Origin of the sequence: Persicimonas caeni (genome assembly GCF_006517175.1) — a bacterium.
In the GTDB taxonomy this organism is placed as follows: Bacteria; Myxococcota_A; Bradymonadia; order Bradymonadales; family Bradymonadaceae; genus Persicimonas; species Persicimonas caeni.
On the sequence record NZ_CP041186.1, the window covers coordinates 607462 to 621365 of the forward strand.

The 13904-nt window shown below is 62.6% G+C and carries 9 protein-coding genes; 3 read left to right on the forward strand and 6 right to left on the reverse strand.

Annotated features, from left to right (window positions below; translation table 11 throughout):
- Positions 1-31: 31 nt before the first annotated feature.
- Together FIV42_RS02385 and FIV42_RS02390 are read right to left on the reverse strand one after the other, a co-directional pair.
- A complete protein-coding gene (locus FIV42_RS02385) occupies positions 32-1048 on the reverse strand; it encodes a TRAP transporter substrate-binding protein (RefSeq protein WP_141196124.1) in 1017 nt (338 codons plus the stop codon).
- Positions 1049-1080: 32 nt separating this feature from the next.
- A complete protein-coding gene (locus tag FIV42_RS02390; RefSeq protein WP_141196125.1) occupies positions 1081-2043 on the reverse strand; it encodes a TRAP transporter TatT component family protein in 963 nt (320 codons plus the stop codon).
- A 204-nt stretch (positions 2044-2247) separates the two neighbouring features.
- Here FIV42_RS02390 and FIV42_RS02395 point away from each other — a divergent pair, with 204 nt between their 5' ends.
- Together FIV42_RS02395 and FIV42_RS02400 are read left to right on the forward strand one after the other, a co-directional pair.
- A complete protein-coding gene (locus tag FIV42_RS02395) occupies positions 2248-2442 on the forward strand; it encodes a Flp family type IVb pilin (RefSeq protein WP_141196126.1) in 195 nt (64 codons plus the stop codon).
- 258 nt (positions 2443-2700) lie between these two features.
- Positions 2701-3009 carry a hypothetical protein gene (locus FIV42_RS02400; protein WP_141196127.1) on the forward strand — a complete coding sequence of 103 codons (309 nt, stop codon included), beginning with the start codon at positions 2701-2703 and terminating at the stop codon, positions 3007-3009.
- An 89-nt stretch (positions 3010-3098) separates the two neighbouring features.
- Here the strand turns inward: FIV42_RS02400 and FIV42_RS02405 are convergent, their stop codons facing one another.
- The 3 genes from FIV42_RS02405 to FIV42_RS02415 all read right to left on the reverse strand — a co-directional run bounded on the left by FIV42_RS02405 (position 3099) and on the right by FIV42_RS02415 (position 10832).
- A complete protein-coding gene (locus FIV42_RS02405; protein WP_146983761.1) occupies positions 3099-3950 on the reverse strand; it encodes a hypothetical protein in 852 nt (283 codons plus the stop codon).
- Between the two features lie 78 nt (positions 3951-4028).
- Entirely contained in the window at positions 4029-9437 is a 5409-nt protein-coding gene (locus tag FIV42_RS02410; RefSeq protein ID WP_141196129.1) for a diguanylate cyclase, read from the reverse strand.
- 432 nt (positions 9438-9869) lie between these two features.
- Positions 9870-10832 carry a transposase gene (locus FIV42_RS02415; RefSeq protein ID WP_141196130.1) on the reverse strand — a complete coding sequence of 321 codons (963 nt, stop codon included), beginning with the start codon at positions 10830-10832 and terminating at the stop codon, positions 9870-9872.
- 306 nt (positions 10833-11138) lie between these two features.
- Here FIV42_RS02415 and FIV42_RS02420 point away from each other — a divergent pair, with 306 nt between their 5' ends.
- Positions 11139-12827 carry a class I adenylate-forming enzyme family protein gene (locus FIV42_RS02420; protein WP_168210335.1) on the forward strand — a complete coding sequence of 563 codons (1689 nt, stop codon included), beginning with the start codon at positions 11139-11141 and terminating at the stop codon, positions 12825-12827.
- A 3-nt stretch (positions 12828-12830) separates the two neighbouring features.
- Here FIV42_RS02420 and FIV42_RS02425 read toward each other — a convergent pair whose 3' ends face one another.
- Complete coding sequence (locus FIV42_RS02425; RefSeq protein WP_246099092.1) at positions 12831-13883, reverse strand: YihY/virulence factor BrkB family protein; 1053 nt, start codon at positions 13881-13883, stop codon at positions 12831-12833.
- Between the last annotated feature and the right edge of the window lie 21 nt (positions 13884-13904).

The following is a 13904-nucleotide window of genomic DNA, read 5'->3' on the forward strand; positions in this document are numbered from 1 at the left end:
CCGCCGAGGATCGACGGGCGCAAAAAGTGGTTTAGCGAGCGGCCTTCAAGTGCTTCATCATCTCGTCGACCAACTCCTTCGGGAAGAGCTTGCCGGTCAGCTCCTCGCGCGTCTTGTCGGCGATCTTCTTCCACTCGTCGAAGTCTTTCGGCTGAACTGCTTTGACGCCGGCCTTCTCGATCGTCTTCATCGCCTGCTGGTTGTCCTTGCGGATCTGGGCGAGCAGGTCCTTGCCCTCGGCCCTGAAGGTGTCCATGACGATTTTCTGATGCTCCTCGGAGAGCTTGTTCATCGCCTTTGCGGTCACCACGACCCCACCGATGACCACCGCCAGGCGCATGTTGGTGACGTAATCGGCCTTGGTGTACCACTGCAGCGCCACCGCGCCGTACGGCGAGTTCAAGAAGGCGTCGATGACGCCGGTCTGCAGGCTGGTGAGCACGTCGGGCACACCCAACGGCACGGCATTGACGTTCATGACCTCCATGACCCCCTTGGTGATGGGGTCGGTGTTCCACACCCACGGGGTGGTCTTGTGGAGGTCTTTCGGCGTTTGGACCGGCGTTTGGGTGAACAGGTAGTTGAAGCCGACATCTCCCCAGGTCAACAGTTTAAATCCCTTGTCGGCGAGCATCTTCTCGAAGGTGCCCGACATCTTATCGCGCACGTAATCGAGCTCCTTATGGTTGCGGAAGGTCAACGGAAGCTGCAGGACGAGCATCTTCTTGTCGATCTCGCCCAGCCCCACACTGGTGACCGCGCCACCGTCGAGCTGACCGGTGCGCATCTTACGCACCATCGCCGACTCGTCGCCCATCACACCTCCCGGATACAGTTTGAGGGTGACCTGGCCGTCGGTCTTCTTCTCGATCTGGCGCTTGGCGTCCTCGAACGACTTCATCCAGCTCGAGCCCTTGGGGGCCAGCGTGGCGATCTTGAGGGTCTGCTTCTCTTCGGCCGACACCGGGCCTACGCCCACCATCAGACCCACGAGTGCGACGAGCACCGTGAGGCCGAGACGCTGAATCGTTCCTGCTCTGCTATCCATGCTCACTCCGTGGGGCTGAGTAAAAGAGGAACTCAGTAAAAGAGGTCGTCGACGCCCTGCAGCCAGAACTCCGCTCGCCGCTTGGCGATCTCGTTGTTGAGGCGAAGCTTTGGATGTTTCGAGGCGTCTGCTTCGAGCACCTCGGTGAGCAAACGCTCGAATAACTCACGGTCCTGTACCCCGGGCGCCGTGGCGTAAAAGCGGGCGTACAACGCGGGAATCAACAGGTTCTTATCGCCGTGCTGGCGCATCGCTTGCTCGAAGTACTTTTTTGCCAGATCGGGGTTGCCACCGAACATCGGTGGACGACTTCCATAATAAACACCGAAGAACAGGGGGGCGCCCGAGTAGAAGAAGCCAGGCTCGAGTTCGACGACGCGCTTCATGATCGCCTCGACGACGGGAAGCGCGGCGACCATGTCGGTATTCGACTGCGCCAAATTCGCCGCCGAACCCCAACCGTAGCCGGTCCAGAAGAGGCCGGGGACGTCCTCTTCGTCCATCTCCTTCAAGAGCTTCTCGACCTTTTCGAGATTCAAATCGGTCGCCGCCTTCTCGAACTCCTCATCATCGAGCAGACGCAGCCCATAGCGGTGCGACTTCATGTAGTGGAGGACGGCGCGCTGCATGACCTCGTCGATCTCCTCGCTGCTCGCGCCGGCCGCCTGCATGCGCATGATGTCTTCTTCGAGGAAAGCGAACGAATACGAGAAGTAGCCCTTGGCGAGCATGCGAAGCAGCTTGCGGTTGTCGGGGGCGCTCTCGAGGAAAGTCTCCAAGGTCTTGAGACTCGCCGGCATCGCCTCGCGCGCAAACTGCGGGTCGGGCTCGCTTTCCAGGGCCGTGCGCCCTTCCCAGAGCACGTCGGCCGTCTGGTTGACGGTGATCTTCTGGAGACTGCAGCCGGAGAGAAGAGCCATGGAGAGTAGCGCGCACCCGACCACCAACCACCTCGGGCCGTGGTGAACGCCCATGTCGAAGCACCAGTCCATCATCGAGTCCTGCTCCCGTGAAGCACTCGGCGTTGCCAAAGTGATGCGGACCACCGAGGTAGTCGCCCACTTTCGTAAAAAATTGTGGAGTGCCCGGATTATGGCAGCACACTTTGTGCGGCGCAAGCCTCGGCGAAGCGTTCGAGATGTGCTATGATGGCCAGCGTTGTTTAGACACTTCACCCACTCGAGAGCACGAAGGCAAAAATGGACTGGCCATTTTCTAAGCACTTCAAAACCTTCGACGATGACACCAGTGGCGCCACTGCCACCGAGTACATCATCCTGCTCATCCTCATCGCGTGTGTGATCATCGCGATTGTGAAGATGTACGGATCGACCGCCTCGAAGAAGTACAAGACGGCGAATGACACCGTGCGTAAAGAAGTCACGATCGATTGAGGCCAGTCTCGAGCTGAAGAGCCCTGCCCGGCTCATCTCTTATTCGGCGATCTGGTGGGAAGAAACCCGCGCGCTTCGTGGTTGGTCTGATGTCGAGTTGCCAACGAAATACCCTTGTTTAGGTTGGTGCTGCAGCATCGACTGACCACTAATTGATAACGGTTTTCAAAATCACGCTTGACACCTTTTTGAAATTCGATATCAATATCGTGTCCAAAGGCCCTCTTGTCCGAGAGCCCCTCAAGCGCCGGAGCAGTTATGAGCATCGAACGATTCCTGGGAGTACTCGCCGCAGACGAAGCGGACAGCCGTATCGAATTGGTCCAAGTGGCCGAGCCCGGTATGGTTCCGACCCTCGAGCTTCGGTTCCAGCGGCACGGCGGTGATCTCGGGTGGATGACTCATAAGCGCATGCGCCTGGCGCCGGGTCAAATCGGCGACCTTCGCGAGGCGATGAACTTGATGGATCCGGACGCACGCGACGCCAAAATCAGCGCCACCGAGAAGGCGAGTGCTCACTCGCTTCGCGTGGTCGGCGCCGAGGACACCGAGCGCAGCTCGGGCTAATCGCGCGTTTCTGCTCCAACGAAAAGACGACGTAAAAACGAGGCATCTGTCGACCAGACAGATGCCTTTTTTGATCTCTGCAGTTGGGCCTACTCTCCATCAGTGGCCGGATTGACGCTCCGGGGAGGCCGGATGATCTGACGAGACGGTCTCAGCCCCTCCGCCGGACGGATAATGCGTTGTGACGGTCGCAATCCCTGGGCCGGCCGAATCAGCCCGCGCGGCGGCTCGAGGCCTTCGGGCGGCCGGATGAGGCCACGCGGCGGGTCGAGTCCTTCAGGTGGACGGATGATGCGGTCGTTGTCGGCAAAACGACCCGCGTTGAAGTTGGGTAAACCGAGGCGGCGTTGTTTCAGCAGCGCCAACGCTTCGACGAGCAACTCGAAGTCGAACTGGAGGTCGCTCGGCACAGTGGCGCCTTCAGCTTTCTCGAACTCGAGGCCCAACAAGGCGAGTCTGGTCTGCAGGATGTCGAGAGAACTGACCACCTGCCGGGTGCGCTCGGCTTCCTCGGCAAGGCCGAGCCGGTTGAAGCCACGCCGCACCTGCCGAAAATCATCGCCGAGCACGTCGACCTCACGCTCGAAACGCCCGAGCACTTCGGGCGGCACGGTGACCTGCTCGCCGGGCTCGATTTCGGCGAACTGACGTTCGACCTTTTCGATGGCGGACTCGAATTTGACGGTGCGCTCTCGGGCCTGGTCGAGGGCCGTTTGGACCTGCTCGGCGAGCGCGGTCGCGCTCATTCGGTCTCCAGAGTCGAAGGGACTGATGACGAAGACGTCGTTGGGATCGACGGTTTGACCGGTCCGCGGGTCGACCGGGCGGGTGTCATCGACGTCGACCGGTTCGGCCTGACCCGGCTCGGCGTTGCGCTGGCCGGGATTGATCACGCGAACCTGCGCGTGCGCCCAAGCCCCAGTCAGAAGTATTGCCATCACGGCGATTATCGAAACACAGCTGCGTCCACTCATCGCGCCCCTCCCCCAGTCGAACGTGGAAAGTCAGTACAGCGGGCACTATGAATGTGACGCCGTGTCCGTGCATGACAAGGCCACCTCGACCCGGTTCCGGCCGCCTTCCTTGGCGCGGTACAAGGCTTCGTCGGCGCGATTGAGCAACGAGTCGACGTCCTCATCGGCAGGCGTCAGCTCGGCGACGCCCAGGCTGATCGTCACCGACACCTCGCCGCGGTCGGTGACGATCGAAGCGTCTGCCACCGCGGTCCGCAGCCGCTCCGCCACACATTGGCTCGCCTCGTCGAGTGACGTCTCGGGCATGATCACCACGAACTCTTCACCGCCGTACCTGCCGATGGTGTCCGTCTCGCGCAGCGCGTCATCGCAGCGGTGGGCGACGGCGCGCAGGATTTCGTCACCGATGGCGTGGCCGTAAGTGTCGTTGACCTTCTTGAAGTGATCGATGTCGAGCATGATCGCTGACAACGGCTTGGCGTAGCGGCGGGCACGGGAAAACTCGGCTTCGGCGACCTCGAAGAGTCGGCGACGGTTTGGAAGCCCGGTGAGGTCATCGAGGATGGCGAGTCGCTCGACCTGGGCAAATAGGCGGGCGTTTTCGATGGCGATGCCTGCTTGCCCTGCCAGTGCCAGGGCGAGCTGGACATGGTCGGGGCCGTAGGCGTCGTCCTCGTCGCGCTCGAGTAAGATCATCCCGGCCAACTGCTCACGCGATACGATCGGCACGCCCATCCACGAGTAGCCCTCGTCGGCGTGGCTGAACGTGCCTCCCAGGTCGTCGCCATCCGACGACACCTGCGGCTCGACCGTCTCCATGACGCGCTCGATGCGAGGATCGCCAAAGATCCATTCGGACGCTTCGCCCACCGTCGCCCCACCATCGCCCAGCTCGACGAACAGTTCGAGCTGATCGCCGTCGAGCAAAAACGCCACGGCACGATCGGCGACAACGAGCTGCCCGACCCCCTCGAGGAGACGCTCCAAGACCTCGGACTGATCGAGCGTGGAGGTCATCGCGGCAGTGGTGTGGCGAATGACCTCGGCGAGCTCGCGCTTCTTGCGCTCCGACTCGATGTCGACCTCGAGCTGGGCGGCGCGTGCGGTTTCCTGGGCGATGCCGATATGACTCGAGATCGCCATGAGAATCTCGGCATCGTCGGGAGCAAAGACGCCCCTGGCGATACGACTGTCGACGTAGACCACGCCCAGGAAGCGGTCTTGAATCTGGACAGGTCCTGCCATGATGCTTCGCAGGTTGTGGTGCACGGCGCTCGCGCTCGAGAGCACATCGCCCTCGTCCGAGCCCGTGCTCACGATGGAGCGCCGCTCGCGGCAGACGCGCTCGACGACGCTGCTCGAGTAGTCGCCGCGGTCGCCCAGGTCTCGCCCGCGCACGTCGCGCCCGGCGATGACGTCGAGTTCGTCGATACGCTCGCCGCCAAAAAGGAAGGCACGCTCGGCGCCGAAGATCCGGACAATCTCGTCGAGCGCCACGCGAGCCTGCTCGCGCGGGTCGAAGACCGTGCCCGAAGCGATGGCCACTTCCATCAACGAATCGAGATAGCGCTCCAACTTGAGCGACTGCGCATCCGTCGAACCCTCGGAGGCCGAATGCGAGTGCCCGCGTGAGCGCGAGGTGGTCGTCGTCGACGAGCTCGGATCGACATAGAACTCGAATTCGTTGCGCACGTCCCGGGCGCGATGGCTCCAGCCGTACTCGGACGCCAGTGAGTGGGCGTAGCGCGCCCGGCGCAGCGCTGCACGCTCGTTCCCCTGTCTCTTGAGCCGTCTCGCTCGACGAAGCGCCACCTCGAAGTTGCCCCAGGGACTGTTGGCCAAATCGGCGACCTCGTCGGCCCGGCTGAGCAACCACCCCGCCCTCTCATCTTGCCCGTTCAACGCCTCCCAGTCGGACTGGATGACATACAGGTGCGTGGCGTATTTGGGGGTATCGGCGGCCAGCTTCAACTCGTCGAGCGCTTCGAGAAAACGTGCGCGAGCGGCTCTTTGGTCGAACTCGCGCGCGTACCGAAACTGGTCGAGGCGCAGATAAGCCTGGTAGATGTAGAAGCGCCGGATCTGGTGGGGCGAGCGGTCTGGGACGAGCTCGAAGCGCTTCCATTTTGCCAAGAGCTTCTCGACATCTTTACCGCGGTTGCCCAACTCGTAGTGGACGGCCAACTCGTAGCCTACCGCGCTGGCTTCGCCCAAACCGACCTGAACTCGCCCCTCTAGCAACCGGCGAGCTTGTTCGACGAAGGCGTGCGCCTCGATGCCTTTTCCGCCCCAGGCACGAGCTGCTGCCTCCAGATACAACCCATAGACCCGCTCCATGTGGACCAGCTCTCCGTGACAGGCGGTGTCGTCGGTGCGCTCCAGAATCTTCTTCCCCCACGAGCCTGCCTCGTGCACGAAACCGCGGTCGAGAAGAAGGCCTCCGAGTTCGCCACACACGGTGACGTACTCCCAGAGCTCGAGCCACAAGCCGTGCTCGCGAAGCGTCTGGCGGAGCAGTGTTTCGGCGCGGCGCGCGTCCCCCGAGAACTCGTACGTGGTCGACTCGAACCATCGAGCGCGAGCGAGTACCTCGCGGTCGTCGAGAGCCTCGGCGATCTCGATGGCGCGTGTGGCGTACTCTTCAGCCGTGGCATGCCGGCCCAAAATGGCGAGTACGGCGCCGTAGGTCGAAAAAGCCTGCGCCTTCTCGGCGCAGTCGGGTAGCCGACGGGCGATGCGCAGCGCGCGGATGACCAGCCCTCCCATCAGGTCGTAGTCGAGACGAAAGAACGCGGTGATCGCGCCGATCTCGTACAGATGGGCCCGAAGACGCATTGTAGCACTGGCGGCGGCGTCGTGAGTTCTCGCCTTCGAAGGAAACCTCGCCGCAAGCCAAGCCATCAGCCATGCGAGCACGGTCCCGAAGCCGCGCGCCGCGGTGGTCGTGGGCATCTTGCCGTCGACATGGTCCAGGGCGAGTTGGATCTGCGCCCAAGCCTCGTCCATCTCGAGCACTGCCATGTAGACTCGAGCGATGCGCGCGTGCAGACGAGCGCGCTCCACATCGCTGGACGCGAGCGCGACAGCGTTTTCGAATAACCGGATGGCCTCCGAGACCCGCCCTGTCGCCGCGCAAGCTTCGCCGAGCGCGCGAAGGAGCTGCGCGTCGACTTCGCCCGGCGAGTGAAGGCGCGCGGTAAGGAGAAAATTGTAGGCTTCCTCGAAGGCGTGCTTGCGAAGGGCGAGCAAACCAGCATGGAGGTTTGTCTCGTAGACCCGTTGGCGATTCGAGTCGACCTGGCCGTTGGCGTAGTGGCGCGCCAGCGAGAAGAGATGGGCGTCACCGTTGGCCTGCGAGTCGTCGAGCACCTCGGCGATTCGCTGGTGGACGGCGCGACGAGACGATTCGTCGAGCTCGTCGGCCAAGGCACTGCGAATGCGTCGATGAACAAAGGCGTAGATATCCTCTTTCACATGCTCGACGAGCCGCAACTGGATTCCATGGGCAACGGCCTCGCTGACGCCGCCTTCGTCGACGCCGCTGTACTCGCTGCAAAGGCCGATATGGAAGTGCTGCCCCTCGATGGCGGCGGCGCGTAGCACCGAGCGTGGCTCGTCGCCCAACTCTTCAATGCGGCGCAGCATCAGGAGAGTGACGTCGGCGGGCAGATCCAAGGAGGCGAGCCCGGCGGTGTCGACCCACCAGCCGTCACGCGTGGGGCGAAGCACACCGGCCTCGAGCATGCTGAACAGGTACTCGCGCACCGCAAGCGGAACCCCTTGAGTGCGTGCGGTGATCTGGCGCACGACGCGAACAGGTAGGCCATCCCCACCCAGCTCACTGGCGACCAATTCGGAGACGGCCTCTTCGTCGAGCGGACCGATACGAAGGTGCTGGAGGGGCAAGTTGGCGACGTCTTCGAGAAACGCCTCCGGACCGCTGTCGGAGTCGGGCGCTTCGGTGGCGGTGAGAACGAGCAGCAAGTGGTGGTTCTGCACGCGCGCGGCGACCTGACGTAGCACCTGTAAGCTGGCGTCGTCGATGTGCTCGATGCCATCGACCACGAAGACCATCGGCCAGTCGGCAGTCGCAAGCTGCAAAAAGAAGGAGGCGGTCGCCTCGGCAAAGCGCGTCGGGGAGCCTGAATCCTCGGCGACAAAGCGCTTGGAAACATCGGGCAGGTCGAAGGCGCTGGCGGTCAATTGAGCCAGCAAAGGCATGTGCTCTTGGCTTGCCTGCTCGATATGGGAGGTCCAGGCCGACAGGTCCTGTGGGTCGAGGTTTCGCAGGATCCGTATGAAGTTCTCGCCGGCGCGTTGGACAGCGCCGAAAGGGGTCTTGGGGGTCTGAGCGCAGCGAACGGACAAGGCAAAGGCCGAACTGCCGCTCTCCTGGGCTAAAAATTCGTCGACGAGCCGCGAGGTGCCTGCGCCGGGCACGCCGGTGAGCCAGCAGATATTGCCGCGGCCGCTGCGCGCCTGGAGCCAAGCCGATTCGAGGCGGCGGCACTCGCGGTGGCGACCGACGAGCGGGGTCGAGTGGTGGCGTTGGCTGCGTTCCTCGCGGTGGCCAAGTTCGAGGGCATCACCGTCGGCATATGCGGCGTCGAGTGAGTCGAGGCGCTCCAGATCGGCCACGAGCGCGGCGCACGAGCCGTAGCGGTCGTCGGGGTCTTTGGCCAACAACTTTTCGATGATGTGCGCCAGCGCCGGTGAAATTTCGGGGACCATCTGACGCACGGGCGCCGGCTTGTCGACGGCGTGTTGACGTACGAGTTCGGCAGGCTCGGCGGCGTCGAACGGCGGACGGCCGGTGGCACATTCGTAGAGGACGACGCCGAGGGAGTAGAGGTCGGAGCGCGCATCCACGGGGCGTTGGAGCATGCCGGTTTGCTCGGGCGCGCTGTAGCGCAGGGTGCCGACGACGGCGCGGTCGGGGTCGACACCGGTGGCGCGCGCAGCGAAACCGAAGTCGATGAGTTTGACGGCGCCGTCGCCGGCGCGCAGCAGGATATTACCCGGTTTGATGTCGCGGTGGATGACGCCGTGGCGATGCACCTCGCCGAGCGCTGCGGCCAGCGTGCACGCGATATCGACGACCAGCGTCTGTCCGAGCGGCCCTCGCCGGTCGATCGTGTCGGCCAACGTCGCCCCGTCAACGAACTCCATGATGAGGTATGGGCGTCCTTCGCGCGTGGTCTCGCCGGCCTCGATGATGCGGGCGAGCCCCGGGTGTGAGAAGCGGGCGAGGACGGCGGCCTCGGTGCGGTAGCGCAGCGTATGGCGGGAGGCGTCAGCGTCGGTGATATGGCGGCGCACCTTGACCGCGCAGACTTCGTCGCCCATGCGCGCCCGATACACCGCGCTGTGAGCCCCGCGGCCGACCTCTTCGAGGAGGTCGACCCCGGGGATCTCCAAGGACTCGACGATGTCGTGCGTCGCCGTCTGAGACATGGCGCGAGATACACAAATCGGTGGAACCCCAGCGTCACGGGGGTGACGAAAGGAGTCGATTTCTACTTGGCTCGATTGCTTGAACAGCGCCTACCTTACTTTCATTCGGCCAAAGATGCCAATGGCATGTCACAAAATCGCAACATCCGCGCTCCCTCCAACAGGTGTCAGACACCGTGTTCTCCCCGTAAAATGCGCCTCCGAGCGCGGTCTCGCGCACAATCTCCCTTCGACGCGCAAGCAACTCTCGTGCGAAACCGCCGTCGAATTGCGGCGTGATGAATGGTGTTCGCTTCGAGGCGCTAGTTTCGCGAACCAATTCGAGATTTTGGGGCTTGAAGGCCGCGCCGCCGACACAGTTGGGCAGAGTCGCACCTGCGGATGCACGACGGGGCGGAATACGATGGCTGGCACGGTAAATGGGGGGGCGGCTCAATTGAGCGACGGTGGCAGCTCGCGGCGGATATCGCAGCTGCCGCCCACGCAGAATTGGCGGCCCGGCGGAATGGTGCCGTCGGGAAATTCGACCTCCGACTTGCCCTCGCGCCACCTGCCGACCGCGGTTCGGTACCGGTCGACGAGAAGGCGTCGGTCTTCGCGGTACTCCTGGCGCTGCTTGAAGTCGCCGCCGTGGCACAGGGGCCGAGGCGCCTTTTTCGGCTTCCTCGGAGAATCGCTCCATTTCACGCTGAGCGCCTTCTTTGGCCCCGGGCACGGCACGGTGCGCAGTTTGGCTAGTTCCCCAGCGTGTGTGTGACACTCGTCGACGATCTTTTGGTGGTAAGCCTCGTCGTCGAGCTCCTGCCACTGCGGAAGCTTGGCCATCTCGAGGGCGTACCGCTCGGTGGCCATCTCGATGAGCTCGGCTTCGGTCTTGTCCTTGTTCTTCCGTTTGCGCTTCTCCGCCCAGTACGTCTTGCGGTTGACCACCTCGCCCACCATCGGCTTTCCGCTCTTGTGGATGTCCCAAGAGCAAAGCCCCGGCCACTGCTTCGGGTGGTGCACGAGGTTCGATTCAGACGGGTTGCACACGATGTAGCGTAGACGCTGGAGCATCGCCTCGTCGGTCAGGACCTTGGTCGCGGAGTAGCGGCGCTCCCAGAAGGTGCCGGTGCGGTTGCGTAACTTGTTGATCTTTTTGGCCAGCTGGCTCTGGAAGTCGCGCATGAACAGATGCATCTGCAGCGAGCGGCAGCGCGCCAGGATGTGGAAGTGATTGGACATGAAGCAAAACGCGAAGATTTCGACCCCGTACATCCAGGCGTATTTGGACAGCAGCCCCAGGATGATGGCGTTGACCTGCTCTTCGGGCAAAAGCGCATAGATCTGGTGCAGCGTGCGGTTGCCCAGCTCGTAAATGGCGTCCTTTTCCTGATTTCGCAGTGGGTGTCCCATGGGTGCCGTGCTCCGTGAATAGATGAAGGTTCATCAACAGCCCTCATTACGGTTTTCGGCAAAAGGGGGCGATTCGTTGCGTGATTGGGCCAAATTTCTTGGAGCAACACGGGAGGCGATCGCGCGCAAGATCGCGCTCACAGGCGCATGGAACTTAACCCACACGGTGTCTGACACCGTGAGTTTGGGGGGAGATTTTGGGGACACTTTTCTGTTTCGCGGAATGGTCTGGCTCGCGTCCTTTGACACCACGCCCGCCGGCAGTACCCTTTGCGCGACGCCACACTACTTATGGAGACCGGCCCCATGGAGAAGAGCCGCACAAACGCTGGAAAGGATACCCTGCTTCGCGCCGGCAAACGCCTCTTGAAGGTGGGCCTCGACAGTCGGCTCGTCCGCGACGTGGTCTCTGCACCCAGAGGCGCTCCGGACGTACTCGCCGAAATTGTGCGACACGGGTTGAGTGTCAAAAACGTGCACGCCATTCACGCCGCTCAGCACCCCGAGCGCCTGGCGATGGTCGACGAGCACCGTCAGGTGACTTACGCGCAGGCCAACGACGAGATCAACCGGGTGGGGAACGCGCTTCGCAACTCCTTTGGCGTCAAACGCGGCACGCCCGTGGTTCTGATGATGGAGAATCGGGTCGAGTACCTGACGTGTTGGTTTTCGCTGTTTCGCATTGGCGCCTCGGGTGTGCACGCCAGCTACCGAATGACCGCCGAGGAGCTCGGCTACCAGGTCGACCACAGCGGCGCGCGCATCTTGTTCGTCTCGCCCACATCGCTCGAGGCAGCGCGCGAACTCGACCGCACCCGCGACGACCTCGACCTGACGATTATCCTCGTCGGCGACGAGACCCCGCCCGACGGCGTGCTCGGCTACGCCCACGTGATCGACCAGGCTTCTTCCGAGTTCGCCACGCCCAGCGGACGCCGCGTCTCCAAAGACGAGAGCCAAAATATCGTCTACACCTCGGGAACGACCGGCCAACCCAAAGGCACCGTGCGAAACTTCACCAAGTACGGCTTGCTCGAGTTTACCCGCCTGCTCGACCGGCTACCGCTTCAAGCCGGCGACCGCCACCTCGTGGTCGCGCCCGTCTACCATAGCGGCGGACAAGTCTTTACGCTTCTCAACAGCGCCCTGGCCGCGACGCTCGTCTTGCGCCCTCACTTCGACGCCCAAGACACCCTCGAGCACCTATCCAGCGAGCAAATCAACACGGTTTTCATGGTCCCTACGATGATCCGCCGGGTGCTCGACCTACCCGACGACGTCCACCGCCAAAACCCTACGCCCACCCTTCGCGGGCTGATTTCGGGGGCCGCCCCCTTCCCTCGCGTGCTGCGAGAGCGCGCCATCGAGCGCTTCGGCGCGAGCACCGTCCACGACTTCTACGGGGCGACCGAGCTCGGTTGGGTCACCCTCATCAACGGTGAGGAGATGCGCGAGCGCCCAGGAAGCGTCGGGCGCCCGCTCGCCGGCCAAGAAGTGCGCATCCTCGATGACGACATGAACGAGGTGCCGCGCGGTGAGGTGGGAAAGATCTGGGTGCGCAATCAACACGCCGTCAGCGGCTACCTGCATGATCGCAAGGCCTCCGACGAGATTCGCGCGGGTGACTGGGTCACCGTCGAAGACCTCGGCTACATCGACGAAGACGACTACGTCTATCTGGCGGGGCGTGCTCGCGACATGGTCATCTCCGGCGGGGTCAACATCTACCCGGTCGAGGTGGAAAACGTCCTCGCCCAACACCCGTCCGTCGACGACGTCGCCGTCATCGGCGTGCCTGATGAGGAGTGGGGAGAAACGCTCGTCGCCGTCGTCGTCCCTGCAAACGACACGCTCGACACCGATGTGCTCGAGGCGCATGCCCGCGAGCACCTGACCGGCTACAAGGTGCCCAGGCGCTGGGTGACCACCGACGCTATTCCACGCAATCCGACCGGAAAGATCCTCAAAAACGAACTCGAGCGCCGATACTCCTAGCGTTCAGCTCTTCGCCGCGGCGCGGTCCTGACGCGAGTTTCGCTCGACGTGAACCGCATCCGGTTCCGGCTCGATGCGATCGCCCAAGTGCCGCGCCCAGACCTGAGTGAACTCGGCGCCCCAAAAGAAAATCTGCGCCGAGAAGTACACCCAGAACAACAGCGCCACCAGCGAGCCGGCCGCGCCGAAAATCGACGTGGTGCTCGTATGCGCCAGGTATAGGCCGATCAACGTGCGCCCGATGGAGAAGAGAAACGAGGTCAACGCGGCGCCAATCCAGACGTCGCGCCACTGGATGGTCACGTCAGGCAAGATTTTGAAGATGGCCGCGAAGAGCCCGGTCAAGAGGGCAAACCAAACTACGAAGTTCGAAAAATCGGCCAAAATAGTGGGTACCGGAAAGAACTCGCCAAAGAAGCGTCCCAGAGCCGCCAATGCGGCGGTCACAACCATGGACGCGAGTAGCAGCAAGCCGATCACGATGACCATGACGAAGGGAAGCAAGCGCATCCGAATCCACCCCTTGATACCGATATTCGAGCGCGGCCGAACGTTCCAGATCATGTTGAGCGTGTCTTGTAGGGCCAAGAAGAGCCGGTAAGCTCCCCAAAACAGCGTCCCGAAGCCGATGACCGTGGCCAGCACGCCCGAAGTGGTATCTTGCCACCGCTCGACGAGGGTGAAGACGTACTCGCTGGTTTCCGGACTGACGAACCGGTCGAGATCCGCGGCAATCTCGGCCAACGCGACATCATCACCGAAGATGAACCCGGCGATCGCGGTGGCGATGATCAGAATCGGCGCCACCGAAAAGATGGCATAAAACGCAATCGAAGCTGCCAAACGGGCGGCGTTATCGCGTGTGTACGCCTCGAAGGTCTCCCGGAGGATGGTCCAGGCAGTTTTTAGCCGTTGCCGGTTCGTCATGAGCAAACAATGTAGTGAATTGGGGCACAGAACCGTGAATAACGTAAACGGTAGATGCTCAGTGTCCAACTCGATTCTGACCGGGTGTTCGGCATCATTTGCACCCTCTGGGTGATTGTGTAAGTTCATCGCCACCGAAGCGAGTCCAGC